The following is a 26197-nucleotide window of genomic DNA, read 5'->3' as shown; positions in this document are numbered from 1 at the left end:
CCCATCTAGTAGAATCGGACAGGATTGAACGGTTGACGGTGCGGGACTGGCCCGCAGGCAACCTTTACTGATGGAGCGTGCATGGCCTGGAATACACCCGGCGGCAACAAGGGCGGACAGGGTTCCGACGAGAATCGACGAGGGCCGTTCGGCCCGCGCGGTGGCGGCGGTGGTGGTGGTTGGGGCGGGTTGCCCGGACCGCTCAAGGACCTGTTCGATGGCGGCATCCTGCGTTGGGTGGCGGTGGCGGTGGTCCTGCTGCTGTTGTTCTCCAGCTTCCAGCTGATCGGCGAACAGCAACGCGGCGTGGTGCTGCGCTTCGGCCAGTTCTCGCGCATCCTGCAGCCCGGCCCGAACTTCAAGCTGCCCTGGCCGATCGAGTCGGTGACCAAGGTCAACGCGACCCAGATCAAAACCTTCAGCAGCGAAGTGCCGGTGCTGACCCGCGACGAGAATATCGTGCGCGTGTCGCTCAACGTGCAGTACCGCATCGACGATCCGCGCCTGTACCTGTTCGGCTCGGTGTCGGCCGACCAGGTGCTGGAGCAGTCCGCGCAGAGCGCGGTGCGCGAGCAGGTCGGCCGTGCCGACCTCAACGCCGTCCTCAACAACCGTGGCCCGTTGGCCGTGGTCGCGCAGGAACGCCTGCAGGCCGCGCTCAAGGCCTACCGTACCGGCCTGGTCGTGACCGGCCTGACCCTGCCCGATGCCCGTCCGCCGGAAGAGGTCAAGCCGGCCTTCGACGAGGTCAACGGTGCCCAGCAGGTCAAGGAACGCCTGATCAACGAAGCCCAGGCCTACGCGGCCAAGGTCGTGCCCGAAGCCCGCGGCCAGGCCTCGCGCGCCCGCACCACCGCCGAAGGCTTCAAGCAGGCCGTGGTGGCCCGCGCGCAGGGTGACGCCGAGCGCTTCAGCCTGCTGCAGGCCCAGTACAAGGACGCCCCGGAAGTCACCCGCAAGCGCCTGTGGCTGGAAACCGTGGAGAAGGTGTTGGCCGAGAACCGCAAGGTCATCGGTGGCGATGGCCGCCAGCTGATCTACGTGCCCATGCCCGACAACCGTGCCGGCGCTGCCGCCGGCACCAGTGGCACCCCGCTGGTGACCCCGGAAGTGATGATGCCGTCGCTGCCGGCCAGCACTCCGGTTGACGGCGTGCGCAACGCCGAGCGCCCGACCACGCGCCCGACCACCCGACCGACCGGTAGCGAAGGAGCCATCCGATGAAGAGTCCGCTTTGGATTGGCCTGGCCGTTGCTGTCCTGCTGGGCCTGCTGGGTTCGGTGTTCGTGGTCCGTGAGGACCAGACCGCCATGGTGCTGAACCTGGGCAAGGTGGTCCGTGCCGACATCAAGCCCGGCCTGCACTTCAAGCTGCCGCTGGTGGAAACGGTGCGCGTGTTCGACCGCCGCTTCCAGGTGCTGGCCACCGCCCCGGCGCGTTACTTCACCGCCGAGCAGAAAGACGTCAGCGTCGACTTCTTCGCCATTGGCTACATCTCCGACGTGCGCGCCTACTACCGCGCCACCGGCGGCGATGCCAGCGTGGCCGATGCCCGGCTGGCGCCGATCATCACCGACTCGCTGCGCAACCAGATCAACTCGCGTTCGTTGCAGCAGCTGGTCTCCGGCGATCGCAGCGAACTGATTGCCGGCCAGCTGACCGGCATCAACGAGGCGGTCAAGGGCCTGGGCATGCAGATCATCGACCTGCGCATCAAGCAGATCGACCTGCCGACCGACAGCCAGGTGATCAACGACGTGTACGAGCGCATGCGCGCCCAGCGCAAGCAGGAAGCGGCCAAGCTGCGGGCAGAGGGTGAAGAGCAGTCGCTCACCATCCGTGCCCAGGCCGACCGCGAAAGCACCGTGATCGTGGCCGAAGCCGAGCGCGACGCCCAGCGCCTGCGTGGTGCCGGCGACGCCGAAGCGGCCCGGATCTACGGCCAGGCCGGCTCGGCCGATCCGTCGTTCTTCTCGTTCTACCGCAGCCTGGAGGCCTACCGCAACTCCATGACCGATGGTAATGGGGTGATCGTGCTGGACAAGAACGACCCGTTCCTGCAGTACATGAAGAACGACCGCTGACCGCCGGTTGAATCCGCCCCCCTTCGGGGTGGCGGTCGACCCCGGAAACCCGGATAATGCACAAAAGCCGGACGGGCCTCCCCGTTCGGCTTTTTCCGTGTCTGGGCCTGCCTTCGCCGACCGCTCCCCGATTGGAGCCGTCACTTCCGCGCCGGCCGGCCCTGCTACGGTTTACCCGTCCGCGGCCCCGATGGCCGCAACAATTCGAGGAGCCCGTCATGGGTCAGTCTGTCGTAGTGCTTGGTGCCCAGTGGGGCGATGAAGGCAAGGGCAAGATCGTCGATCTGCTCACCGAGGAAATCGGTGCCGTAGTGCGTTTCCAGGGCGGCCACAATGCCGGCCACACCCTTGTCATCAATGGCAAGAAGACCGTGCTGCACCTGATCCCGTCGGGCATCCTGCGTGAAGACGCGCTGTGCCTGATCGGCAACGGCGTGGTGATCTCGCCGGCTGCGCTGCAGAAGGAAATCGCCGAGCTGGAAACCTCCGGCGTGGAAGTGCGTTCGCGCCTGAAGATCTCCCCGGCCGCGCCGCTGATCATGCCGTACCACATCGCCCTGGACCAGGCGCGCGAACGCGCCGCCGGCGGCAAGGCGATCGGCACCACCGGCCGTGGCATCGGCCCGGCCTATGAAGACAAGGTAGCGCGTCGCGGCATCCGCATCGCCGACCTGCATTACCCGGCCCAGCTCGAAGAGCTCCTGCGCACCGCGCTGGATTACCACAACTTCGTGCTGACCAATTACCTCAAGACCGACGCGGTCGACTTCCAGAAGACCTACGACGAAGCACTGGCCTTCGGCGAGTACGTCCAGCCGATGAAGTCCGACGTTGCCGGCATCCTGCACGACCTGCGCAAGCAGGGTAAGCGCGTGCTGTTCGAAGGTGCGCAGGGCGCGCTGCTGGACATCGACCACGGCACCTACCCGTACGTCACCAGTTCCAACACCACCGTGGGCGGTGCGCTGGCCGGTGCCGGCGTCGGCGCCGATGCGATCGACTACGTGCTGGGCATCGCCAAGGCGTATGCCACCCGCGTCGGCGGCGGCCCGTTCCCGACCGAGCTGGACGACGAGATCGGCCAGGGCATCCGCGACCGCGGTGCCGAATACGGCGCCTCGACCGGCCGTCCGCGTCGTTGCGGCTGGATGGACATCGTCGCGCTAAAGCGCGCCGTGGCCATCAACGGCATCAGCGGCCTGTGCATCACCAAGCTGGACGTGCTGGACGGCATGGAAAAGCTGAAGGTCTGCATTGCCTACGAATACCGTGGCAAGCGCACCGAATACGCACCGCTGGACGCGCAGGGCTGGGAAGAGTGCACCCCGGTGTACCTGGAATTCCCGGGCTGGAACGAGAACACCCACGGCATCACCGAGTGGGACAAGCTGCCCGCGGCCGCGCGTGCCTACCTGCGTGCCCTGGAAGAGCTGGCCGGTTGCCCGATCAGCATCGTCTCCACCGGCCCGGACCGCGACCACACCATGGTCCTGCAGGACCCGTTCGCCTGATCCAGGTGCCGGGCCACGCCCGACACCATCCGGCGTAGTGCCAGGCCCTGTCTGGCAACCAGAAGCCCCGCGAAAGCGGGGCTTCTGCGTTTTACTTGGCGCGCTTGAACATACCCATATTGGGCATTAATATGCCCAATATGGGTAACAAGGCCACCTCCGTCACAGCTCCACCGCCACGCTCCGGCTTGGCCGATGCCCTTTTCACCCAAACCCAGCAACGAATCCTGGGCTTGATTTTCGGTCAACCCAATCGGGACTTTGCCGTCTCGGAACTGATTACAGCTACCGGAGGTGGCTCCGGCGCCGTCCAGCGTGAACTCGCAAAGCTCACCGCTGCAGGTCTGCTGACCGTCCGTCGCTCGGGAAATCAGAAGCGCTATCAGGCCAACCCTGACGCGCCCATCTACCACGAGCTCGTCTCGATGATCCGCAAGACCGTCGGATTGGCTGGTCCACTTATAGACGCGTTGCTTCCCATCGCAGACGACATCCTCGTTGCTTTCGTATACGGTTCCGTCGCCAAGCAGAGCGACACTGCACGAAGCGATATCGATCTGATGATCGTTTCCGACACAGTGGGCTACGCGGATGTCATGCAGCACCTGGAGACACCGCAGCAAGCGCTCGGGCGCCCGATCAATCCGACCATCTATTCACGCCATGAATGGAATGCACGCATTCACGAAGAAAATTCGTTCTTGATGCGCGTGCTGGCGCAGCCGAAAATCTGGGTGATTGGAGGCGAGCATGAACTCAGCGCTGCACAACCTGGCGGGGCCAGGTAAATCACTCAGCATCGAACCGCCAGACACGCGCGAAATTGACGGACTGCTGCGGTCTGGCAAAGCGCGTCTTCTGGATGCGCGCCGCACGGAACTCTCCTTGGAGAGTCGTTTCGATCTAGCCTACAACGCAGCGCACGCGCTATGCCTGGCAGCGTTGCGTCGGCAAGGTTTTCGCCCGGCACACCGTTATCTCGTGTTCCAGCTCCTTCCGCACACGCTTGGAATGGGAGCCGGGGTCTGGCGCGTTCTCGACAAATGCCACCAGCAGCGGAACATTGCAGAGTACGAGGGTCACCTCGATGTGACCGAACGGTTGGTACTCGATTTGATCGAGGCATGTGACGCGGTGCGATCCGCTTTGGAATGAAGAAGGGGCCGGTACAAGCGCGACCCAATTCCAAGCGCGCCCACCGATGCGGTCAGCGCATCTCGAACGAAGACTGCAGTGGAATAGTTACGTTGCGCAGCGTGTCGCGCACGTTGATCGCCACTGTCCAAGTCCCTTTGGGGTCGCCCGCTTCAGCAGTGAACTTCATTCCTACCGAAGACAGATAGACACTGTTGGGATCGGTATCGAGCTGGGTGACGAAGCAGGGCAAGTCGTGCTCGTCGCCGCTCAGGCTGCCGTCGGGACGGGTGATGCGCAGGTCGCAGCGCACCTGCGCCATGCCGGCGGCGTCCAGCTTCGGGTTGGTCAGGAAGGACAGGATGTACAGCGAGCTGCCTTCCTTGACCTCGGTGGCCAGCTCGAAGCGCGGCACCCCGTTAACCGGGTTTTCCCACTTCTGCTGCCATTCCGGGTCTGCGGTGACCACCATCGACGCGGAGAAGCCTTCGCTGGATTTCGCCGACGACGTGTCGGGCAGCGCGTTGCCTTGGCCATCGTGCAGGGCCGTCTGCGCCAGTGCGGACAACGGCATCAGCAGGGCCAATAAGGCCAGCGTACGTGCAGTTTTCATGTAAGTGGTTCCCCTGTCCGCGTCCTGCGGTGATGAGCGAGTATCGCCCATCCACCGCGCAGGCCGTCAAGGCGGTGCGGGGCCAAACCCTGCATCGGGCCAGGGCGGCTGCTTACCCAGCCGCCGTGGTGGCCCGCTGGCGTACAGGTTGGTGATGCGGAAACCTGTTTCAATTTCAGGTCCATGCGTCAATGTGCGTGGCACCTGTACCGGCGGTTGTTTGGGAACCAACCCTACCGGGCTGCCTTGGAGGCCTTCTTCGTTGCCGCCTTGCGGGGTGCGGCCTTCTTGGCTGCAGCCTTCTTCACCGCTGCTTTCTTGGTGGCAGGCTTCCTGGCAGTGGTCTTCTTCGCTGCGGTCTTTTTGGCAGCCTTCTTCGTGGCCTTTTCAGCGGTCTTTTTTGCTGCCTTCTTGGCCGGTCGTTTCTTTCCGCCGCCGTCCTGCTTGTTCACTGTCGCCCAAGCGATGCGTTCGGCGGCTTCGTCGCTGCGGCCTTCGGCTTTTTCGCTTTCCTCGATGTGCTCGGCCTGGCGCTTCTGCTTGTCGGTGTAACTGGATTTGTCTCCGCGGGGCATGGGAATCGTCCTCTCTTCAGGGAGCAGCGGACCAGCGGTCCGCTCTACACGTTGCCCGGCAGGAGCGGATCCACTGTCCGCTCCTGCCGGCACGGGTCAGGCGAGGGTGCGCACCTTGGGTTCGCGCGCCCACTGGCGGGTGGCGGCGGCGGCAATGAAGCCCTTGGCATCTTCGGCTTCCACCACGCCATTGTCTTTGCCAACGCGCGCCGTCTTGAGCAGCTGCTGGGCGCCGTCATCGGCGGCGATGGCCTTCAGGTGGGCCCAGGCGTCCGCGGCGAAATCGATCGCGGCCGATTCCTTGCTCAGGCGCTTGGCGGCGTCGGCGCTCAGTACGATCGCCACTGCGTCGAACACCACCGAGGGCGTTCCGGCCAGCTGGCCATCCGCAGGCTGCAGTCTGCCGTCGCTCAGCTTGCCGCCGCCGACCTTGGGCGCGACCAGCTTCACCTTCGCGCCGGCTTTCTCGGCTGCTTTGCGCAGGTTTGCGATCAACCCCGCGTCGGAGCCCTCGTCGAACAGGATGCCGATGCAGCGGCCCTTGAGCAGGTCCTTGGTGCGGCCGATGATGCGCACTTCCGGCGCCTTGGGCTGGTCCTTGGCCGGAGTGGCGGTAGGGGCCGGGGCGGGCAGGGCGGGCATCGCCAGGCCGTCGGCAACGCGTTTTGCCAACGAATCGTCGATGTTGCGCAGGTGGCTCACCGTGCGCTCGCGCACGGGCACCGTTTCGACCTTGGACAATTCAAACACCAGCGCAGAGGCCAGGTGCGCCTGCTCCGCCGCCTCCAGGCTGCGGAAGAACATGCGCGCCTGGCTGTAGTGATCGGCGAAGCTGGCAGCACGCACGCGCCCCTTGCGACCATCATCGGCCGGCGTGGCATGGCTGGGGAAGCCATCAGCGGTCTCGCGCGGGCTGTCGCCCTGCAGCGAGCTGGGGTCATATGCCACCCGGCCCTTGGGGATGTTCATCTGCATATGGCCGTCACGTTGATGGTTGGCGAACGGGCACTTGGGTGCGTTGACTGGAATCTGGTGGAAGTTCGGCCCACCCAGGCGGCTGAGCTGGGTGTCCAGGTACGAGAACAGCCGTCCCTGCAGCAGCGGGTCGTTGCTGAAATCGATGCCGGGCGGCACGTTGGCCGGGCAGTAGGCGACCTGCTCGGTTTCGGCGAAGAAGTTGTCCGGCCAGCGATCCAGCACCATCCGGCCGATCACGGTCAGCGGCACCAGCGATTCGGGAATGATCTTGGTCGAATCCAGGTGGTCGAACGGGAACGCCTCGGCTTCTTCTTCGGTGAACAGCTGCACCGCCAGCTCCCATTCGGGGAAGTCACCGGCAGTGATCGCCTCGAACAGGTCGCGGCGGTGGAAATCGTTGTCCGCCCCCTGCAGCTTCACCGCCTCGTCCCACACGGTGGACTGCACCCCAAGCTTGGGCCGCCAGTGGAACTTCACGAAGGTGGATTCGCCGGCATCGTTCAACAGCCGGAAGCTGTGGATGCCGAAGCCTTCGATGGTGCGAAGCGAACGCGGAATGGTGCGGTCGCTCATCGCCCACATGATCATGTGCATCGATTCGGGCATCAGCGAAACGAAATCCCAGAACGTGTCATGGGCGCTGGCGGCCTGCGGGAACGCGCGGTCCGGTTCCATCTTGACCGCGTGGATCAGGTCGGGGAACTTGATCGCGTCCTGGATGAAGAACACCGGGATGTTGTTGCCCACCAGGTCCCAGTTACCCTCGGGCGTGTAGAACTTCACCGCGAAGCCGCGCACATCGCGCGGGGTGTCCACGGAACCGGCACCACCGGCGACGGTGGAGAAACGGGTGAACACGGGCGTGCGGACGCCTACTTCGGTGAGCACGCGCGCACGGGTGAATTCCTCCAGCGAACGGGTAAGTTCGAAATAGCCGTGCGCAGCGCTGCCGCGCGCGTGCACGATGCGCTCGGGAATGCGCTCATGGTCGAAGTGGGTGATCTTTTCGCGCAGGATGAAATCTTCCAGCAACGTCGGCCCGCGCGGGGTATCGCGCAGCGAGTTCTGGTTGTCCGCCACCGGGATGCCCTGGTTGGTGGTCAGTGCCGGATGGCCACCGCCGGCCTGCTGGTGAAGTTCGTCGCCTTCGCCACGGCGATCGGCGGGCGGGGCGGATTTGGTGCGGGGCTTGCTGGTGGCCATCAGGCGACTCCGGGCTGGCAGGGGGGATGCAACGCCTCACAGTGGCGGGCGGGGCGTTAATCGCCGGTCGGAGAACCCGGTCGCGCATGCACCTGCGCTTCACGCCGCCAACCAGGCAGGTATCCTTGGCGGCGTGTCCATCCTCCTGCCGCCCCCGCATGCGCGTTGAACCTGCCGACATCGAAGCCCTGTTCGATGCGATTCCCGATGTGCTGTTCTTCATGAAGGACCGCGACGGGCGTTACACGCACATCAACCAGACCATGCTGCGCCGGTTGGGGCTGAAGTCGCGCAAGGAAGTGATCGGGCGCACCGCTGCCGAGATCTACCCCACGGGGCTGGGCGCGGACTACGCCACCCAGGATGCGCAGGTGCTGGCCGGCAAAGTGATCGAGAACCTGATGGAGCTGCACCTGTTCGCCAACCGCGAGCCGGGCTGGTGCCTGACCTGCAAGCGGCCGCTGCTGGTGGACGGGCAGATCCGAGGGCTGATCGGCATCTCCCGCGACCTGGGGCAGAAAGACAGCCTGGGCACCCAATACGAACAGCTGCGGCTGGCGCTGGCCCACCTGAACGCGCATTACGCCGAGAACGTGCGCATGCAGACCCTGCTGGATATCACCGGGTTTTCGCTGTCCAAGCTGGAGCGCACCTTCCGCAGGGTATTCCAGATGACCCCGCAGCAGGTACTGACCCGGCTGCGCATCCAGATGGCGGTGCATCTGCTGCATGGCAGCGACACCATCGCCAGCATCGGCCAGGCCTGCGGGTTTACCGACCAGAGCGCGTTCACCCGCAAGTTCAAGGCCGAGGTCGGGGTGTCGCCGCGGGCCTATCGCGCCCAGATCGCGGAGCGCGCAGAGCCCTGACTACAGGGGCAGGGACGCCGCCCCTATCCCGTCCGCCGGCCGGACAAGGTATGGTGTCGCACCTGTTGCCCGCCAATCGATTCCGATGCCCGCATCCCAGACTCCGGCCTCCGCCGCCGCACCCGCCGACACCCGCCTCGGGAGCTCGCTCAAACCCCGCCAGCTGATCATGATGGGCCTGGGCAGCGCCATCGGCGCCGGCCTGTTTCTGGGTTCCGGGGTGGGCGTACAGGCGGCCGGGCCGGCCGTGCTGCTGTCCTACCTGGTGGCCGGTGCGCTGGTGATCATCGTGATGAACGCGCTGGGCGAGATGGCCGCGGCCAAGCCGACCAGTGGCGCGTTCTCGGTGTACGCCGCCGACGCCATGGGCGCCACCGCCGGCGCCACGGTGGGGTGGCTGTGGTGGGTGCAGCTGGTGATCGTGATCGCTGCCGAAGCGGTCGGCGCGGCGGGCCTGCTGGCCACGGTGTGGCCGGTGATCCCGGTACCGATGGCGGCGCTGGCATTCATGCTGTTCTTCACCGCGATCAACCTGCTGGGAGTGAAGAACTTCGGTGAATTCGAGTTCTGGTTCGCCATCCTCAAGGTGGCCGCCATCATCGGGTTCATCCTGATCGGCGTGGCGCTGCTGATGGGCTGGCTGCCGGACGTGGTCTCGCCGGGCCTGAGCAACTTCACCCAGCACGGCGGTTTCGCCCCCAACGGGCTGGCCGGGATCGGTGCGGCGCTGCTGGTGGTGGTGTTCGCCTTCGGCGGTACTGAAATCGTGGCCGTGGCCGCGGCCGAAACCGAAGACCCCGAGCGCAGCATTGCCCGTGCCATCCGCACCGTGGCCTGGCGCATCCTGGTGTTCTACATCGGCTCGCTGAGCGTGATCATCGCCGTGGTGCCGTGGACCAGCGAAGCGCTGAAGTCGCCGTTCGCCGCCGTGCTGCAGGTGGCCAACATTCCGGGGGCGGCCACGGCCATCACCCTGATCGCGGTGATCGCACTGTTGTCGGCGCTCAACGCCAACCTGTATGGCGCCTCGCGCATGATGTATTCGCTGGCGCGTCGCCGCGAAGCCCCGGCGGTGCTGGGCTGGACCGACCCGCGCCACGTGCCGATCATCGCGGTGCTGGCCAGCGTGTTGTTCGGCTTCGCCGCCACGGTGATGGAGCTGGTGTTCCCGGACAAGGTGCTGCCGGTGCTGCTGAACATCGTGGGCTCCACCTGTCTGCTGGTGTGGACGATCTCGCTGCTGTCGCAGCTGATCCTGCGCCACCGCGCCAACCGCGACGGCACCCGCCTGCCGTTCCGCATGGCCGGCTACCCGTACCTGACCGTGCTCGGCCTGTGCGTGCTGGCACTGATCTTCGGCCTGCTGCTCTCCGAAGCGCACACCCGCGTGCAGTTCCTGTCCATGGCCGCGCTGACCGCGATCATCGCCATTACCAGCGAAGTCACCCGCCGCGTGCGCCGCAACCGCCAGCGCGACTGATTCCTGCCAGGTGTTCAATGACATGGCCCGCGAATGCGGGCCAGGTCATTGGTGGGGCGCGCACGAAAAGGTAGGGTCGGTCCCCAGACGACCGCCGATAGGGCTGATCAGCGCTGGGACGCATGACCTTCGCCGGAGAGAAGCCTTCGTTCCGGGTCCGTGCCTTACCGGGTGTAGCGGGTCCATCGGCGGTCGATAGGGATGCGACCCTACCGGGTCCCGTCCTGCGCACGCAACGGTGCGTAGTGACACGCCATGCGTGTCAACCGCGCACAGCGCGGCTCCAGCGTCCGCAGCCGTGACAACGCGGTGCATGGGCCCATTGCAGTCGTAACACGTGGCGCAGCCGACGCACGATCCAAAAAAAGACGGCCCGCATCTGCGGGCCTTTCGCATTTGCCGCCGTGACGTACATCGTCAAATCGCCTGACCTTCGCCGTCAGTAACGACCGTTCAGATGATCGCTGGCAAAGTGCGCGTAAACGCCTTGGTTCAGGTCGCGCAGCGGTCTGTTCGCGATCTGGTCGCTTGACTGGGACTGGGTCCTGAACAAGGGGGCATCACCGACGAGCCGCTCGAGGTACGCGGGGTCCACAGTGACCGCGGGTGACCCGTACGACGCGTTGTAGATCGTGGCCGGGGGCGGTATCGCTGGCACCATCGGTGATCCGTGCGGCCTTTGAACGCGGATTACCTGCGGCGGATGGGTCCAGCCAACGCAGGGGGAAGAAAGGTCCTTCGGAACCATCAGTGCTCCACGCTTCATTCCAGATGAGGACGAGCAGGTTGGCTGAGGCGTGCTGATGCCGCTTCCAGAATACGATCACAGGAAACGAGAACGGCCCGCTTTCGCGGGCCGTCTTCGTTTCACGCAGGCAGGAGGATCAGACCTCCACGCCCTCGTCTTCCTTGTAGGCGTCGACCGGGATGCAGGCGCACATCACGTTCTTGTCGCCCATGCACGCAACCAGCGGGTGGCAAGATCAGAACCTGCCGGATAGATGAGCCCTTTGAATCAATGCCCTGATATCGGCGGAGGCCGGGTGGCCCAGCGTGGGAGCTGCTTGACTATCGGCGCTCCTGTCCGTCTGTCGGCCCGCTTCAATCTCACGTACATATTCCTTCAGCTTGAACGCGGCGCAGCCGGACCAGATTCCCAGCTTGCTGATTATTTCTTCGGGCTGAAGACCTTGCTCCAGTAGCGGTAGGCCCAGTTCTCTGACAACGTCCAGCTCGAATGCGACGAATGAAGGCCCATCGAGAATACCCAGTCGCGTGCCTATTGCTCGGCATGTGAGGCCGGACTGCGCCAGCGGGAAGCCAATGTCTTCGAGGATGCGCGACTCCATGATGGATACGTCGGGTCCATGTGAGATGCCGAGGTGTTTCAGCGATTCATTACAGCGCGCGCCGCCTTTGACCAGCTCCACGACAAGGCTCAGCTTGGTTGCCTCATCCATTGCGGGAAGGTCTCGAAGTGCCACCGCCGCGCCGCGCGCAATATCGGCGGCGGGCAGGGCCAGTGCACCCAGATGGTCTGCAAGCTCGTTGAAGTCGTGGGCCGTCGCCAGTGCGCTGAAGGCGGCCGCGCTGGCCGTCACGGACAGCGTCGCAACCGGTCCGCTGTTGCGGCTGGTTCCGATGACGCCTGTTGCCGGCAAGGACCTGAGAAAGTCTTGCGCCGATACGCTGAGGTCGGAGCTGACACCTGCGTTACGTGCGGTGGTGAGCGGAAGCGCTGGCCGCGAGGCGGATGTGCGGTGCGCTTCTGGTGCGGTGAGTCGCGCGGCTTGCATGGCAATCAGGCTGCTGTGCAAACGGGCGCAAGCCTCGGGGATGAGGTTGGAAACGCTGTGCAGATGCGCGGATGCGACGGGCGGAACGGCTTCGGAGGCACGAACTTCGTTTGCAGACGCGGCTACCTGAAGGCTAGGGCGCGCCAGCAGAGGGGCATTGATCTGGGCCATTGGGGGAAGAAAAGGGAAAACATCATTGTGGGTGGTAATCGCGCACAAGATCTTTCAGATTGCTTGCATCGGAGCGAGGCGCATTGGCGGATAGGGCAGGACGGCCCCCGGCTCATTGCCGCCTGGGCAGGCCAACGGCCGGCGCTACCGGATCCGTGGTCACGATCAGCGCACCGATCGAAATTGCTCCCTCATGGAGGTGCTATTCGCCGGATCTGGCACTTGTCTGCCCACGAAAGAAAGAAACGGCCCGCTTTCGCGGGCCGTCTTCGTTTCACGCAGGCAGGAGGATCAGACCTCCACGCCCTCGTCTTCCTTGTACGCGTCGACCGGGATGCAGGCGCACATCACGTTCTTGTCGCCGTACACGTTGTCCACGCGTGCCACCGGCGGCCAGTACTTCTGCTGGCGCAGGCTGGACAGCGGGAATGCGGCCAGTTCACGCGGGTAGGCGTGCGACCACTCGCTGGCCGACACCGCCGTGGCGGTGTGCGGGGCGTGCTTGAGCGGGTTGTCCTCGCGGTCCAGGCGGCCGTCTTCGATCGCGGCGATTTCCTCGCGGATCTGGATCATCGCGTTGATGAAACGGTCCAGCTCGTGCAGCGATTCGCTTTCGGTCGGCTCCACCATCAGCGTGCCGGCGACCGGGAAGCTCAGGGTCGGGGCGTGGAAGCCGAAGTCGATCAGGCGCTTGGCCACGTCTTCAGCCCCCACGCCGGAGGTCTTCTCCAGCGGCCGCACGTCCAGGATGCACTCGTGCGCCACCAGCCCGTTGCGGCCGGTGTACAGCGTCTTGAAGTGCGGGGCCAGGCGCTTGGCGATGTAGTTGGCGTTGAGCAGCGCCACCTGGGTGGCCTTGCGCAGGCCTTCGGTACCCATCAGCGTGATGTACATCCAGCTGATCGGCAGGATCGAGGCGCTGCCGAAGCTGGCCGCGCTGACCATGCCCACCGGGCCGTTGTCGCCGAGCTTGCCCGGCAGGAACGGGGCAAGGTGCGACTTGACCGCGCACGGGCCCACGCCCGGGCCGCCGCCGCCGTGCGGAATGCAGAAGGTCTTGTGCAGGTTCAGGTGCGACACGTCCGAGCCCCACTTGCCCGGCTTGGCCACGCCGACCAGGGCGTTCATGTTGGCGCCGTCGGTGTATACCTGGCCGCCATGCTTGTGGATGATCTCGCAGATCTCGACCACTTCTTCCTCGAACACGCCATGCGTGGAGGGGTAGGTCATCATGATCGCGGCCAGGCGGTCGCTGTACTTCTCGGCGTTGATGCGGATGTCTTCCACATCCACGTTGCCATTGCCGTCGGTCTTGGTCACCACCACCTTCATGCCGCACATCTGCGCGGAGGCCGGGTTGGTGCCGTGGGCCGAATCGGGAATCAGGCAGACGTCGCGATGGCCTTCGCCACGCGAGCGGTGGTAGGCGCGGATCGCCAGCAGGCCGGCGTACTCGCCCTGCGCGCCGGAGTTCGGCTGCAGGCTCACCGCGTCATAGCCGGTGCACTCGACCAGCATCGCTTCCAGCCCGTCGATCAGTTCCTTGTAACCAAGGGCCTGGTCGGCCGGGGCCAGCGGGTGGATGTTGGCGAACTCCGGCCAGGTCACCGGGATCATCTCGGCGGTGGCATTGAGCTTCATGGTGCAGCTGCCCAGCGGGATCATGGTGCGATCCATCGCCAGGTCCTTGTCGGCCAGCGAGCGCAGGTAGCGCAGCAGCTCGTGTTCGCTGTGGTGGGTGTTGAACACCGGGTGGGTCAGGAACGCGCTGGTGCGCACCAGGCCGGCCGGCAGGGCATCGGCGGTGGCCGCGTCCAGTGCGTCCACATCCACGCTGGCACCGAACAGCTGGCCCAGCGCGACGATGTCGGCGCGGGTGGTGGTTTCGTCCAGGCTGATGCCGACCGCTTCGCTGTCGATCGTGCGCAGGTTGATGCGCGCGGCGGCGGCCTTGGCATGGATCGCGGTCGCGTCGATGTCCTTGACGTGCAGGGTGTCGAAGAACTGCTCGCCGACGTTGATGCCGGCCGTGCGCAGCGCGGCAGCCAGGATCGCGGCCAGGCGGTGGGTGCGGCGGGCGATGCGGGTCAGGCCCTCCGGGCCGTGGTACACCGCATACATCGAGGCCATCACCGCCAGCAGCACCTGCGCGGTGCAGATGTTGGAAGTCGCCTTCTCGCGGCGGATGTGCTGTTCGCGGGTCTGCAGGGTGAGGCGGTAGGCCGCATTGCCCTGCGCATCGACCGACACGCCGATCAGGCGGCCGGGCATCGAACGCTTGTAGGCATCACGGCAGGCCATGAAGGCCGCGTGCGGGCCGCCGAAGCCGAACGGCACGCCGAAGCGCTGCGAATTGCCCACCACGATGTCCGCGCCCCATTCGCCGGGGGCGGCGATCAGGGTCAGCGCCAGCAGGTCGGTGGCCACGGCCACCAGGCCACCACGGGCGTGCACGGCATCGGCCAGCGCCTTGTAGTCGCCGATGTGGCCGAAGGTATCCGGGTACTGCAGCAGCACGCCGTAGGCGTCGGCTTCCATGGCTTCGGCCGGGGTGCCCACGCGCAGCACGATGCCCATCGGCTCGGCGCGGGTGCGCAGCAGTTCCAGCGTCTGCGGGTGCACGGCGTCGTGCACGAAGAAGGTGTCGGACCTGGACTTGGCCGAACGCTTGGCCAGGGTCATCGCTTCGGCCGCGGCGGTGGCTTCATCCAGCAGCGAGGCGTTGGCGATCTCCATGCCGGTCAGGTCGGCGCACAGGGTCTGGAAGTTGATCAGCGCTTCCATGCGGCCCTGCGAGATCTCGGCCTGGTACGGGGTGTAGGCGGTGTACCACGCCGGGTTTTCCAGCACGTTGCGCAGGATGACGTTCGGGGTGAGGGTGCCGTAGTACCCCTGGCCGATGAAGGTGCGGAACACCTGGTTCCTGTCGGCGATGGCGCGGATCTTGGCCAGTGCTTCCACTTCGGTCAGCGAGCTGGGCAGCGCCAGTGCGGCCGGCGACTTGATGCCTGACGGCACGATGGCGTCGGTCAGTGCGTCCAGCGAGGCGTGGCCGACCACGTCGAGCATCTGCGCGATTTCGGCGTCGTTGGGGCCGATGTGGCGTTCAACGAACGCGTGGTGGTGTTCAAGCTCGCGCAGGGTAGGGGTGTTCTGGGACATGGCTGGCATCCAAAAGAGTGGGCACGCACGTTCGGAAGCGCGGACGGGGCGTGTCATGGGCGACAACGATCCACCGGACCCTGCGGTCTTCCTGGGTGCCCCTCTGTCCTTTTGCCTGAGAGTTTAAAAGCGCGCGGCTGCGTGCTTCGTGCCCCTTCGGCGCCGGCACTGGCCGGTCTCTCCAGAGTTTTGGTGCGGGTGGTATCGGGCCTGAGCGATTACGGGCGTTGCGCCTTCGGCAGCGGGTGCTTCAACACAAAGCGCCGCTTCTCCCACCATGTAGCCCGGCAATTATAGCCCAGCGGCCCGGTCGGCAACGCCCGTCCGGCACATGAACAGGGGGCGCCGACCGCGCCATAACCGGGCGCCGGGCATGGTGCCAGGCAGGCGGACGGCCTATCATGGCTGCATCCTCGTATTCATCAGGCGCCACCGCAGGCTGCGGCCGGCGCCTTCCGTGCGTTCGCACGGCCGCTGACGGAAGACCCGATGACACCCGCTCCGCCCTCCAACCGCCGCCTGGCCCTGCTGCTTGCCGGCCTGGCCATGTTCGGCCCGTTCTCGATCGACACCATCTTCCCGGCGTTCCTGCTGCTGGGCGAGCGGATGCAGGTCGACCAGGTGGCGGTGCAGCAGACGGTGAGCGTATACCTGCTGTTCTACGGCCTGATGAGCCTGGCGCACGGCCCGCTGTCGGACGCGTTCGGCCGCCGCCGCGTGATCCTGGGCGGGCTGGTGCTGTTCATCGCCGCCTCGATCGGCTGCGCGCTGTCGCGCGACCTGACCACGCTGCTGGTGTTCCGCGCGCTGCAGGGCGTCACCGCCGGCGTAGGCGTGATCGTCGGCCGCGCGGTGATCCGCGACCTCTACCATGGCGCCGATGCGCAGCGGCTGATGAGCCAGGTCTCGATGATCTTCGGCATCGCCCCGGCGATCGCGCCGATCATCGGCGGCTGGATCCTGCTCGGCGGCGGCGATTGGCCGCTGATTTTCTGGTTCCTGGTGGTGTTCGCGCTGGTCTTGCTCGCCGCCACCGGCAAGTGGCTGCCGGAGACCCACCCGGTGGAAGCCCGCACCCCGCTGTCCACCCGCGCGCTGCTGCGCAGCTACCTGCAGATGGGTACCCATCCGCGCCTGCTGCGCCTGGCGGCAGCTGGTGCGTTCAATTTCTCCGGCATCTTCCTGTACATCGCCTCGGCACCGGTGTTCGTGATGCAGCACCTGCAGCTGGGCGAGGGCGGTTTTGCCTGGCTGTTCATTCCCACCATCGGCGGCATGACCACGGGCTCGTTCCTGTCCGGGCGCATGGCCGGGCGGATGACCGCCGCCCGCCAGGTCGGGATCGGCTTCAGCCTGTGCGCGGTATCGGCGCTGGTCAATCTGGCCTATGTGCTGGCGGCGGACCAGATCGCGCTGCCGTGGGCGGTGCTGCCGATCTTCATTGGTGGCGTGGGCATGGCGCTGATCTTCCCGATCCTGGCGCTTGCCGTACTGGATATGTACCCGCACCAGCGCGGGCTTGCCTCGTCGATGCAGATGTTCCTGCAGCTGATGATCAACACCGTGGTGGCCGGGGTGGTGTCGCCGATGCTCAGCCACACCCCGCTGCACCTGGCGCTGGGCTATGCCGGCTTCTTCGCCATCGGCGCCAGCTTCTGGTTCTGGGAGCGTCGCTGCGAACGCCGCCGCGAGGCTGCGGCGGCCCTGGCCTGAGCCCCCGTGCGGTATTCTTTCACCATTGTTGCGGTACGGAAGTCCCCCTGATGTCGACCACCTCCAAACTGCGTCGTGACCTGCGCCGGCGCCGCGAAATCGAAGAAGCCAACCGCGAAAAGGCCCATGCCTCGCCCGTGGAGCCGCATGCCGAGCTGCGCGACCAGCAGCGCACGCTGCTGGCCGGGGTGGTGCGCCGCGACGGAGAATGGGTGCTGGGCATGGATGGCCGTATCGCCGGGCAGACCCCCAGCGCCGCCCGCGTGCTGGCGCTGATCATGCAGGCCGCCGAACTGCACGAGCGGCAGGGCACCCCGGTGCGCCTGGTGTATTCGGATGCGCTGAAAGACGCCGCGCACGCCGAAGCCAAGGGCGAGGGCAAGGATTTCGAGCAGTTCAAGACCGAGTTGGCCGCGTCGTTGAAACCCAAATCCTGACAACCGACAGCGCAAAAAAAACCGGCCATTGGCCGGTTTTTTTGTTTACGGGGCCTTCGGCGCTGCCGCCGCGCCAGGCGGCTGCCAGCCGCACATCTGGCCCTGGTTCTGCTGCTTGAGCCACTCGTTGACCGGGGTGAAGTACTCGATCATCGGGCCGGCATCGAGCTTGTCGCCGCCGGTGATTTCCTTCAGCGTGGCCTGCCACGGCTGGCTGGCACCCTTGCTAAGCATCGCCCAGAACTTCTGGCCGGCTTCCTTGTTGCCGTAGAAGCTGCACTGGTGCAGCGGGCCCTTGTAGCCGGCCGCATCGCACAGGCCCTTGTAGAACTGGAACTGCAGGATGCGCGCCAGGAAGTAGCGCGTGTACGGGGTATTGCCCGGCACGTGGTACTTGGCGCCCGGATCGAAGAACTCCTCGCCGCGCGCCGAGGCCGGGGCCACGCCCTGGTACTTGGCCTTCAGGTCCCACCACGCCTTGTTGTACTGGTCCGGGGTGATCGAGCCATCGAACACGCCCCAGCGCCAGCGGTCGATCATCAGGCCGAACGGCAGGAACGACACGCCGCTCAGGGCCATGCGCATCTGCGCGTTGATGGTGGCCTCGCGGCTTTCCTGCGGCTTGTCGACCAGCCCGATCGAGTTCAGGTACTGCGGGGTCATCGCCAGCACGATGGTGTCGCCGATCGCTTCGTGGAAGCCATCGTTGGCACCGCCCTGGAACAGCGGCGGCAGCGGGTTGTAGGCCAGGTCGTAATAGATGTGGCCCAGCTCGTGGTAGATGGTGGTGAAGTTTTCCTCGGTCGGCTTGATGCACATCTTGGTGCGCACGTCGCCTTCCATGTTCATGTCCCACGCGCTGGCGTGGCAGACCACGTCACGGTCCAGCGGCTTGATGAACTGGGTCTTGTCCCAGTACGACTTCGGCAGCGCCGGCATGCCCAGCGACACGTAGAAGTCCTGCGCGCGTTCGGTCATCTGCTTGGCGGTACGCAGTTCGGCCTCACGCTGCGCCTTGTACAGCGCTTCCACGTTCGCGTTGCTGCCGCCGGCCTTGGCCAGCGCACCGCTCAGGTTGGCCTGGTACTGCTTTTCCAGCGCGGCGGTGATGTCCAGGCTGCCTGCGCCCGGGTAGGGCTCAAGCTGGTCCCACAGGTTGGACCAGTCCTGCTGCCACATGTTGCCCAGCAGGTGCGCGGCGATCAGGCCGCCTTCGGTTTCGGCCTTGTCCTTGCCGTAGGTGCCGTCCAGCTTGGTACGGGCGTAGCAGTGCAGCTGCTCGTACATCGGCTTGACCTGTTCCCACAGGCGGTCGGTTTCCGGGCCGATCTGCTCGGGCGGCATGTCGTAGCCGCTGCGCCACATCTGCCCGGCATCGGCGAAGCCCATTTCCTTGGCGCCTTCGTTGACCAGGCCGACGAAGCGCTGGTAGTCGGCGCGCATCGGCTTGGTGGTGGCGTGCCAACCCTGCCAGGCGTCCAGCTGCTTGTCGTAGTCGCGGCTGCTGGCCAGCACTTCTTCCAGGTCGCCCAGCTGGCGGCAGGTGGCCGGGTTGGCCTCGTCGGTGCAGTACTTGCCCGAGCCGTACGCGCCTTCCATGCGGCTGGCGATGCGGGTCAGCTCGCCCAGCTTGGCCGGGTCGCGCGGGGCCGGCATCGCGGTCATCAGCTTGAGCAGGTGGATCTGGCGCTTGGTGTCCTCGCTCATCGGCTGGCCGTCGTACTTGCCGGCCTGGGCGATCCAGCCATTGAGGATGGTCAGCCAGCGTTCGTTGGCCTTGGCCGCCACGCGCTCGGAATCGTCATTGATGTAGGTCGAGGACAGCCACTGGGCCGAGGTCATTTCCGGGTACAGGGCCTTGTACTCGGCGTTGACGCGGGCGATGAACTGGTCCGCGGTTTCGGTCGGCGCGGTGGTGCCTGCGGCCGGTGCGGTGGTGGGGGACGATTCCTTCTGGCAGGCCGCCAGCGTCAGTGCGGCAGCACCGACAGCCAGGGCCAGCAGGAGCGGGCGGTGGTTCACGGGGACATCCTTGGGTGGTGACAGACCGGCGAAGGCTAGTGGGGCCGCCGCCGCACCGCAAGGGCCACAGGTCCCGTCAGCGCGCGCAGCCGGCGAACAGGTCGCGGTCGCGCTCGTACAGCGCGGTCTTCACCTGCATCAGGCCCAGTACCGACGGGAACACGTTGTCATGGTCCGTGTACTGGGTGGCGCGCCGGCGCACGCAGGCCAGGTCCAGCCCACGGCTGGCGGCGAAGCCGGGCGAGAACCACATGGTCATCGGCACCCGGGTCTGTTCCTGCGGGGCGATCGCGTACGGCACCCCGTGCAGGTACAGGCCCTTCTCGCCGAGCGATTCGCCATGGTCGGACAGGTAGATCATCGCCGTGTCGTAATCCTGCATGCCCTGCAGCGTGCCGATGGTGTGGGCCAGCAGCTGGTCGGTGTACAGCAGCGCGTTGTCGTAGCTGTTGGTGATTTCCTCGCGGCTGCACTTGCCCAGGTCCGGGGTGTCGCAGGTCGGGGTGAAGTGGCGGAAGCGGGCGGGGTAGCGCTCGAAGTAGCTTGGGCCGTGGTTGCCCAGCTGGTGCAGCACCACCACCCGGTCGCCCGGCGTTGCACGGACCTGTTCGGCGAGGTTGTCGATCAGGATCTCGTCCCTGCAACGGCCGTTGGCGCACAGGGTGGGATGCGTTGCATCGTCCAGTGCCTGCATCGGCAGCCCTTCGCACACGCCCTTGCAGCCGGACTGGTTGTCGCGCCACAGCGTGCCGATGCCGGCGTGGTCGAGCACGTGCAGCAGCGACTGGTGCGCGCGGATTTTCTTCTCATCGTAATCGTGGCGGCCATAGGGCGAGAACAGGCAGGGCAGCGACACTTCGGTGCTGGTGCCGCACGAATGCATGTCCGGGAAGTTGATCGCGCTGGTCTGCGCCAGCTGCGGCGTGGTCTGCCGGGCGTAGCCGTTCAAGCCCCAGTTCCGTGCACGCGCGGTTTCGCCCATCACGATCACCAGCAGCCGCGGCTTGCTGTCGGCCGCGCGCGGGGTGGCCTTGGCATCCAGCCCGATCGGCAGCTTCGGTGCGCGCTGGATCGGGTTGTCGCCGCGCAGCGCCTTGGGCAGGCCCAGCAGGTAGTTGCCCGGCGTGGCCAGGTAGCGCACCTCGCGCTGGTTGCGCATCAGCGCCGACATTTCCTGGAACGACAGCAGCGAACCGCCCAGTGCCACGGCGGCCGACAGCAGCAGGAAGCCGCCACGCCACAGCAGTGCCTTGCCCCAGCTGCGGCGCAGCAGCTGCACGCGCCACAGCACGACCATCGGCAGCGCCGCCAGCAGCACCAGCGGGGCGATCAGGCTGGGAGTGATGAGCTCGCGGCTTTCCTTGTGGTCGGTCGCCAGCACGTTGCGCAGCATGTCCGCATCCAGGTAGATGTGGTAGCTGCTCATGTAATGGGCGGCCATCGCCGTGCCCAGCAGCAGCACGCCGATCATCACCTTTGCGTTCCAGCGCCACACCAGCAGGCCCATCAGCAGGCTGTGCGCGCCGACCAGCAGCAACAGCAGCGAAAGGCCGAAGCGCAGGCTGCCCGGATGGGTGGCCATCGCGCTGTGCCAGAACAGGCCGTTGCAGGCCAGCGCGAAGAACATGCTGGTGAGCGCGATGAGGGTTTCGGTGGACCAGGTGGGGCGCCAGTGGCGCAGGGCTGACAGCGAAGCAAGGCGCGGCATGCGCGAGGCGATGGCATTCACGCGCGTGCTCCTGCCATGCGGCGTACCAGCAGGAACAACAGCAGCGACACCGTCCAGCAGGTCGCCAGCGTCCACAGGTCATGCGACAGGAAATGCGCGCCGCGCAGCTGCTGCGCGGCACCGAACACGCCGCCGGCGACCAGCCCCACGGCAAGGCCACGCCATCGCCATGCCGGGCGCACCAGCAGCGCGAAGAAGTACAGGCTCACCCAGGCAAACCCGGCGCTGGAATGCCCGGCCGGGAAGCACACCCCGCGCGGCATGCCGTGCGGGCGGGTGGCGAACAGGCCCACGTATTCGCGCAGGCCGCCGTAGCGCGCCAGGTCCCACGGGCAATCCATGTTGGTGAGGGACTTCAGCAGCGACACCACGCCGGTGCCCAGCGCTACGGCCATTACCAGGTACAGCAGCGGCCAGCGCCATGCGGCCGCGCGTTCGTGGCGCCAGGCGTGGAAGCACAGCACGAGGGTCAGCAGCGTTGCCGCTGCGCTCAGCCACTTGCCACCCTTGTGGATCAACTGGCTCGTCGCCCATGCGTTCTGCAGGAGCCAGTGATGGCCTTCCACGCGGTACAGCTGGTCCGCAAGCCACTGGTCACCCCCGCCCGCCATCAGTGCGGCACTGGCGGCCAGCACGGCCAGCAGCGGCCAACCGAGATGGCGGCGCAGGAACCCGGACGCCTGCGCGGGCGCATCGGAAGCGAGCGGGACAAGTGCAGGGGAAGCAGGAAGCATCAGGCAGGGCCGGCGGGGAAACCGGCGCCATGGTCGTCAGCGGCGTGTCGGAGACCGGTCGGAGCGATGTTCCCCGCGCGTTAATCGGCCGCGCCGTGCATCCGCGATTCAGTCACCGTCGTCCACGCCGGCGGCTGCATCCTTGGACAGCTCAGCGTGACAGGCTGCATTCCATGCCGTGCCGGGTACCAGCCACCAGCGGTTGCGGTTGGCACTGCCGATCATCTCCGCCTGCGCGCGATCCACGCACGGGCTGATTGCCTGCTCCAGCACCAGCAGCCAGCGCTTGTGCGGCCCCTGCGCCAGCCACGGGCCAGCGTCATGCCACTGTTCGTCCCAGGGGCGCTTGAAGCCGAAGTCGGTCACCGGCCGGTCGGCCTGCAGCAGGTTCTGCTCGCGCCAGGCCAGCGCGCCCAGCTCGGCCGACGGGCCGATCCGCTCGCCGACCTGCTGCATCAATGCCGACGAAGAACTGTACGGACCCAATGCAGGCATCAGGCCCCAGCCGTGCAGGTTCCACAACAGCACCGCAGTCAATACAGCAAGCATGCCGGCACGCCGCTGGCGAAGCCAGGCGGCCAGCAGCAGCACCACAATGCCGAAGCCAAGCAGCCACGCCCCGAGTACCGGCAGCAGGGTTTCCGGCATGCCGCGCTTGGCCAGCTGCGCATGCGCCCAGGCACCGTCGCCCAGCAACTGCGCGCCGATCCCCAGAGCCGCCGCGCTCAGCACCAGCACGTAGGCCAGCAGCAGCCAGCGCGGACCAGGCCGGCGCAGCAGGCCGGGCAGCAGCGGGGCGGCGGCCACGCACAGCGCCGGCAGCATCGGGAAGATGTAGACCTCGCGCTTGCCGGGGCTGGCACTGAAGAACAGCAGCACCAGCAGCGCCCAGCCGAGCAGCAGCCAGTAGCGCCCATCCAGGCGCTTGAGGCGCTTCCACCACGCCGGAACCAGCGCGGGCAGCAGCAGGCTGCCGGGCAGCCACAGCGTGGCGATCACCTGCAGGTAGTACCAGGCCGGCTGCACGTGGTGCCAGGCATTGGCATAGCGGGTGCCGGTCTGCTTGAACAGCAGTTCGCGCGCATAGCCCTGCAGCTCCGGCGAGGGGTCATTGAGCAGCGCGATCCCAAGTGGGCCCAGCCACACGGCGGTGCCGAGCAGGAATGCCGGTATCAGCCACAGCAGTGAACGCGCGCGGGGCAGGGCAGCGCCAGGCCGCGGCTGGCCTTTCCAGCGCCACAGCGCCCACGGCAGCAGCACCAGCAGCGGCAGGAAGCCCACGCCCTTGGTCACCGTGCCGAGACCCGCGGCGAACCCGGCCACCCACAGCAACCGCGTGTTCGGCCGTTCCAGCAGGTGGCGCAGCAGCGCCCACAACGACAGGGTGGTAAGCGCGACCAGCACCATGTCGATCTGCGCACGCTTGGCCATCAGCCCGAACTGCAGGCAGCTGGCCAGCGCCAGCAGCGCCCACCAGGCGATGCGCCGGTTCCAAAGACGCCGCGCCAGGTCCCAGCTCAGCCACAACGTGGCCAGCGCGGCCAGCAGCGAGGGCAGCAGGAAGGCCAGGTTCCAGTTCCCGATGACCTGGTAGGTCGCCGCCTGGATCCACATGAACACCGGCGGCTTTTCGGCGTACAGTTCGCTGCCCCGGTGGGGCAGCAGCCACTGGCCGGTCTCGACCATGGCCCGGGCGGCCAGCACGAAACGGGGCTCATCCGGCGGGGTAGGGGCGCGCAGTCCGATCCCTGCGGCAAGGGCCAACAGCAGGGCGAGGCAGGTCAGCAGTCGCCACCGATGGCGGGTCAGGATCGTCTGCAAGGGCAAGGGATCGGTTGGAAAGCCCGCACTGTCGCCCAGCCGATGTAAGAAAGGCGTCGAATCGGGGCGATTGCGACCGGATTCCGACATTCCAGCGGCTACCATGGCGGTATCACTCCCGAGTTCCCGACGCATGCGGCTCCTGGTCATTGAAGACAACCGCCAACTGGTCGCCAACCTGTTCGAGTACTTCGAAGCGCGTGGCCATGTCCTCGACGTCGCCCCCGATGGCGTCACCGGCCTGCACCTGGCCGCCACCCAGAGCTACGACGCGCTGATCCTGGACTGGATGCTGCCGCGCATGGAAGGCCCCGACGTGCTGCGCCGCCTGCGAATCGAGCACGGGTCGGAAGTGCCGGTGATCATGCTCACCGCGCGCGATGAACTGCCCGACAAGATCGCCGGCTTCCGCGCCGGCGCCGACGACTACCTGACCAAGCCGTTCGCCCTGCCGGAACTGGAAGTCCGGCTGGAAGCGCTGCGCGTGCGCGCGCAGGGGCGCAACCCGCGCAAGGTGCTGGAAGTAGCCGATCTCACCCTGGACCTGGCCACGCTGGAGGCGCAGCGCGACGGCCAGGCCCTGCACCTGTACCCGGCCTGCCGCAAGCTGCTGGAAGTGCTGATGCGCGCCAGCCCGGCGGCGGTCACCCGCCAGCAGCTGGAGTTCGCGCTGTGGGGCGATGAGCTGCCCGACGGCGACCTGCTGCGTTCCCACATCTACGAACTGCGCCGCAGCGTGGACGGTCCGTTCCAGCACAAGCTCATCCATACCCTGCCGCGCGTGGGGTATCGCCTGGGTGCGCCGGCCACCGAAGGCCACGATGAAACTGCGTAAGCCCGCGCCGCTGCACCGGCGGCTGGTCTGGTGGCTGCTGGGCTACCTGGCGTTGATCTCGCTGGCGGTGTTCAGCGTGGGCAACTACGTGCACGAGCATGCCGAGCATTCGGCGTGGCGCGCACTGCTGAACTCCGAACTGGACAGCATCGTCAACCACATCGAACACGAACCGCACTACCGCTGGCAGGACTCGGACACGTTGCGCCTGTTCACCGTCGATGACAGTCCCGGTGTTCCGCCGATCCTGCGCACCCTGCATCCGGGCCTGCACGACGGCGTGGAAATCGCCGGCCGCGCCAGCGCGGTGATGGTGCGCGACACCGCCGGGCAGGGGCGGCTTGCACTGGTGCTGGACATCAACGACTTTCACGACCTGGAAGAATTCGCCACCCGCTGGGTGATGCTGGCCAGCGTGGTGATGATCGTAGTGACGGTGGTGATGGCCTCGTTCGGCGTCAGCCGCCTGGTCAGCCCGCTGCGCTCACTGGCCCGGCATATCGACGGCCTCAAGCCCGGCGTGGCTGGCCAGCGCGTCGAAGTCGACCCGCGCGGCAGTTCCGAGCTGTACGTCATCGCCGCCGCACTCAACGACTACCTGGCCCGCAACGAACAGTTCGTGGAACGCGAACGGGTGTTCATCAGCACCGCCAGCCACGAACTGCGCACCCCCATCGCGGTGATCACCGGCGCCGCCGAACTGGCGCTGGAGCAGCCCGCGCTGCCCGACCGTGCGCGCCAGCAGATGCAGCGCGTGCACCGCACCGCCCAGGGCGTGGAGCAGCTGATCCAGCTGCTGCTGGTACTCGCGCGCGAACCGGCGCGGCTGGCCGCGTTGAAGGAACGCATCCCGCTGGACCAGCTGGTGCCGGACATCATCGAAGACCATCGCCACCTGATGGGCGACAAGGACCTGCAGATCGCGGTGCAGGGCCTGGCCAACGTGGACATCATCGCGCCGCTCGGCGTGGTTCAGGCCGCGATCGGCAACCTGCTGCGCAACGCCATCGAAAACAGTGGCCGCGGCACCATCACCATCAACGTATCCGACCGCGCCGTGGTCACCCTGCAGGATCCTGGCGAAGGCATGAGCCCTGAAGAAATTGCCGCGGTCTACGCGCGCATGGCGCGCGGTGATCGCAACGGACAGAGCGGCATCGGCCTCGAACTGATCGCCCGCCTGTGCGAACACCTCGGCTGGGCACTCACCATCGAGCAGAGCGAACCGCGCGGTACCCGTGTCATCCTCGACCTGAGCGCATCGCTGCCGGGGTAGGCGTGGCAGTGCGCGGCAGCGCAACGTGGCATGTGGTGAAGACAGTGTTAAGCT

At 66.5% G+C, this 26197-nt stretch carries 20 protein-coding genes and 1 riboswitch; of the genes, 11 read left to right on the top strand and 9 right to left on the bottom strand.

Annotated features, from left to right (window positions below; genetic code table 11):
* Nucleotides 1–81 precede the first annotated feature (81 nt).
* The 5 genes from hflK to AC06E7_RS01710 all read left to right on the top strand — a co-directional run bounded on the left by hflK (nt 82) and on the right by AC06E7_RS01710 (nt 4750).
* Complete coding sequence (gene hflK, locus AC06E7_RS01730; RefSeq protein WP_093532861.1) at nt 82–1224, top strand: FtsH protease activity modulator HflK; 1143 nt, start codon at nt 82–84, stop codon at nt 1222–1224.
* On the top strand, nt 1221–2084 hold the full coding sequence (gene hflC / locus AC06E7_RS01725) for a protease modulator HflC (RefSeq protein WP_093532862.1): 864 nt from the start codon (nt 1221–1223) through the stop codon (nt 2082–2084). The genes hflK and hflC overlap by 4 nt, the downstream gene beginning before the upstream one ends.
* A 218-nt stretch (nt 2085–2302) precedes the next feature.
* Nucleotides 2303–3595, top strand: a complete 1293-nt coding sequence (locus AC06E7_RS01720) for an adenylosuccinate synthase (protein WP_068853655.1) — start codon at nt 2303–2305, stop codon at nt 3593–3595.
* Nucleotides 3596–3783: 188 nt separating this feature from the next.
* Nucleotides 3784–4383 carry a transcriptional regulator gene (locus AC06E7_RS01715; protein WP_255220528.1) on the top strand — a complete coding sequence of 200 codons (600 nt, stop codon included), beginning with the start codon at nt 3784–3786 and terminating at the stop codon, nt 4381–4383.
* Complete coding sequence (locus AC06E7_RS01710) at nt 4346–4750, top strand: hypothetical protein (protein WP_095364404.1); 405 nt, start codon at nt 4346–4348, stop codon at nt 4748–4750. Before AC06E7_RS01715 ends, AC06E7_RS01710 begins: the two co-directional genes overlap by 38 nt.
* 52 nt (nt 4751–4802) lie before the next feature.
* Here the strand turns inward: AC06E7_RS01710 and AC06E7_RS01705 are convergent, their stop codons facing one another.
* From AC06E7_RS01705 to AC06E7_RS01695, 3 genes are all read right to left on the bottom strand, one after another.
* A complete protein-coding gene (locus AC06E7_RS01705) occupies nt 4803–5342 on the bottom strand; it encodes a hypothetical protein (protein WP_478062683.1) in 540 nt (179 codons plus the stop codon).
* A 233-nt stretch (nt 5343–5575) separates the two neighbouring features.
* A complete protein-coding gene (locus tag AC06E7_RS01700) occupies nt 5576–5917 on the bottom strand; it encodes a hypothetical protein (RefSeq protein ID WP_478062681.1) in 342 nt (113 codons plus the stop codon).
* Nucleotides 5918–6013: 96 nt separating this feature from the next.
* Nucleotides 6014–8098 carry a catalase gene (locus tag AC06E7_RS01695; protein WP_478062679.1) on the bottom strand — a complete coding sequence of 695 codons (2085 nt, stop codon included), beginning with the start codon at nt 8096–8098 and terminating at the stop codon, nt 6014–6016.
* A gap of 158 nt (nt 8099–8256) precedes the next feature.
* Here AC06E7_RS01695 and AC06E7_RS01690 point away from each other — a divergent pair, with 158 nt between their 5' ends.
* Nucleotides 8257–8967 (top strand): AraC family transcriptional regulator, encoded by a 711-nt coding sequence (locus tag AC06E7_RS01690; protein WP_068853648.1) that lies wholly within the window; start codon nt 8257–8259, stop codon nt 8965–8967.
* A gap of 85 nt (nt 8968–9052) precedes the next feature.
* Nucleotides 9053–10447, top strand: a complete 1395-nt coding sequence (locus AC06E7_RS01685; protein WP_478062676.1) for an amino acid permease — start codon at nt 9053–9055, stop codon at nt 10445–10447.
* 983 nt (nt 10448–11430) lie between these two features.
* Here AC06E7_RS01685 and AC06E7_RS01680 read toward each other — a convergent pair.
* Nucleotides 11431–12414: a hypothetical protein gene (locus AC06E7_RS01680; RefSeq protein ID WP_478062674.1), complete on the bottom strand. Its 984-nt coding sequence runs from the start codon at nt 12412–12414 to the stop codon at nt 11431–11433.
* A gap of 291 nt (nt 12415–12705) precedes the next feature.
* Nucleotides 12706–15585, bottom strand: coding sequence for an aminomethyl-transferring glycine dehydrogenase (gcvP, locus tag AC06E7_RS01675; protein ID WP_478062672.1), 2880 nt, complete (start codon nt 15583–15585; stop codon nt 12706–12708).
* Nucleotides 15586–15669: 84 nt separating this feature from the next.
* Nucleotides 15670–15771: riboswitch (glycine riboswitch) on the bottom strand.
* A gap of 294 nt (nt 15772–16065) precedes the next feature.
* Between gcvP and AC06E7_RS01670 the strand changes: the two genes are divergently transcribed.
* Nucleotides 16066–17289 carry a multidrug effflux MFS transporter gene (locus AC06E7_RS01670; protein ID WP_478062670.1) on the top strand — a complete coding sequence of 408 codons (1224 nt, stop codon included), beginning with the start codon at nt 16066–16068 and terminating at the stop codon, nt 17287–17289.
* Nucleotides 17290–17339: 50 nt separating this feature from the next.
* Nucleotides 17340–17726, top strand: a complete 387-nt coding sequence (locus tag AC06E7_RS01665; RefSeq protein ID WP_095364411.1) for a hypothetical protein — start codon at nt 17340–17342, stop codon at nt 17724–17726.
* A 45-nt stretch (nt 17727–17771) separates the two neighbouring features.
* On the opposite strand, the gene AC06E7_RS01660 is transcribed toward AC06E7_RS01665, so the two are convergent.
* The 4 genes from AC06E7_RS01660 to AC06E7_RS01645 all read right to left on the bottom strand — a co-directional run bounded on the left by AC06E7_RS01660 (nt 17772) and on the right by AC06E7_RS01645 (nt 24032).
* Nucleotides 17772–19748 (bottom strand): M2 family metallopeptidase, encoded by a 1977-nt coding sequence (locus tag AC06E7_RS01660; protein WP_320457489.1) that lies wholly within the window; start codon nt 19746–19748, stop codon nt 17772–17774.
* Between the two features lie 76 nt (nt 19749–19824).
* Nucleotides 19825–21456 (bottom strand): phosphoethanolamine transferase, encoded by a 1632-nt coding sequence (locus AC06E7_RS01655; RefSeq protein WP_478063608.1) that lies wholly within the window; start codon nt 21454–21456, stop codon nt 19825–19827.
* Nucleotides 21457–21473: 17 nt separating this feature from the next.
* Nucleotides 21474–22211 carry a phosphatase PAP2 family protein gene (locus tag AC06E7_RS01650; protein WP_478062668.1) on the bottom strand — a complete coding sequence of 246 codons (738 nt, stop codon included), beginning with the start codon at nt 22209–22211 and terminating at the stop codon, nt 21474–21476.
* Nucleotides 22212–22319: 108 nt separating this feature from the next.
* Nucleotides 22320–24032 (bottom strand): glycosyltransferase family 39 protein, encoded by a 1713-nt coding sequence (locus tag AC06E7_RS01645; protein ID WP_478062667.1) that lies wholly within the window; start codon nt 24030–24032, stop codon nt 22320–22322.
* A 133-nt stretch (nt 24033–24165) separates the two neighbouring features.
* Between AC06E7_RS01645 and AC06E7_RS01640 the strand changes: the two genes are divergently transcribed.
* On the top strand, nt 24166–24867 hold the full coding sequence (locus tag AC06E7_RS01640; RefSeq protein WP_217537764.1) for a response regulator transcription factor: 702 nt from the start codon (nt 24166–24168) through the stop codon (nt 24865–24867).
* Nucleotides 24854–26143 (top strand): sensor histidine kinase, encoded by a 1290-nt coding sequence (locus AC06E7_RS01635; RefSeq protein ID WP_478062664.1) that lies wholly within the window; start codon nt 24854–24856, stop codon nt 26141–26143. The genes AC06E7_RS01640 and AC06E7_RS01635 overlap by 14 nt, the downstream gene beginning before the upstream one ends.
* Nucleotides 26144–26197 lie beyond the last annotated feature (54 nt).

The sequence above is a fragment of the Stenotrophomonas sp. Steno-Z4 genome, from assembly GCF_056393145.1.
The sequence above is the reverse complement of the archived record's forward strand: the minus strand, read 5'-3'. Positions and strand labels throughout refer to the sequence as shown.

Excerpts from the sequence above, each read along its gene's own strand:
- hflK (WP_093532861.1), top strand. The coding sequence starts at position 82 with ATGGCCTGGAATACACCCGGCGGCAACAAGGGCGGACAGGGTTCCGAC.
- hflC (WP_093532862.1), top strand. The coding sequence starts at position 1,221 with ATGAAGAGTCCGCTTTGGATTGGCCTGGCCGTTGCTGTCCTGCTGGGC.
- AC06E7_RS01720 (WP_068853655.1), top strand. The coding sequence starts at position 2,303 with ATGGGTCAGTCTGTCGTAGTGCTTGGTGCCCAGTGGGGCGATGAAGGC.
- AC06E7_RS01710 (WP_095364404.1), top strand. The coding sequence starts at position 4,346 with ATGAACTCAGCGCTGCACAACCTGGCGGGGCCAGGTAAATCACTCAGC.
- AC06E7_RS01705 (WP_478062683.1), bottom strand. The coding sequence starts at position 5,342 with ATGAAAACTGCACGTACGCTGGCCTTATTGGCCCTGCTGATGCCGTTG.
- AC06E7_RS01700 (WP_478062681.1), bottom strand. The coding sequence starts at position 5,917 with ATGCCCCGCGGAGACAAATCCAGTTACACCGACAAGCAGAAGCGCCAG.
- AC06E7_RS01695 (WP_478062679.1), bottom strand. The coding sequence starts at position 8,098 with ATGGCCACCAGCAAGCCCCGCACCAAATCCGCCCCGCCCGCCGATCGC.
- AC06E7_RS01690 (WP_068853648.1), top strand. The coding sequence starts at position 8,257 with ATGCGCGTTGAACCTGCCGACATCGAAGCCCTGTTCGATGCGATTCCC.
- AC06E7_RS01685 (WP_478062676.1), top strand. The coding sequence starts at position 9,053 with ATGCCCGCATCCCAGACTCCGGCCTCCGCCGCCGCACCCGCCGACACC.
- AC06E7_RS01680 (WP_478062674.1), bottom strand. The coding sequence starts at position 12,414 with ATGGCCCAGATCAATGCCCCTCTGCTGGCGCGCCCTAGCCTTCAGGTA.
- gcvP (WP_478062672.1), bottom strand. The coding sequence starts at position 15,585 with ATGCCAGCCATGTCCCAGAACACCCCTACCCTGCGCGAGCTTGAACAC.
- AC06E7_RS01670 (WP_478062670.1), top strand. The coding sequence starts at position 16,066 with ATGACACCCGCTCCGCCCTCCAACCGCCGCCTGGCCCTGCTGCTTGCC.
- AC06E7_RS01665 (WP_095364411.1), top strand. The coding sequence starts at position 17,340 with ATGTCGACCACCTCCAAACTGCGTCGTGACCTGCGCCGGCGCCGCGAA.
- AC06E7_RS01655 (WP_478063608.1), bottom strand. The coding sequence starts at position 21,456 with ATGCCGCGCCTTGCTTCGCTGTCAGCCCTGCGCCACTGGCGCCCCACC.
- AC06E7_RS01650 (WP_478062668.1), bottom strand. The coding sequence starts at position 22,211 with ATGCTTCCTGCTTCCCCTGCACTTGTCCCGCTCGCTTCCGATGCGCCC.
- AC06E7_RS01640 (WP_217537764.1), top strand. The coding sequence starts at position 24,166 with ATGCGGCTCCTGGTCATTGAAGACAACCGCCAACTGGTCGCCAACCTG.
- AC06E7_RS01635 (WP_478062664.1), top strand. The coding sequence starts at position 24,854 with ATGAAACTGCGTAAGCCCGCGCCGCTGCACCGGCGGCTGGTCTGGTGG.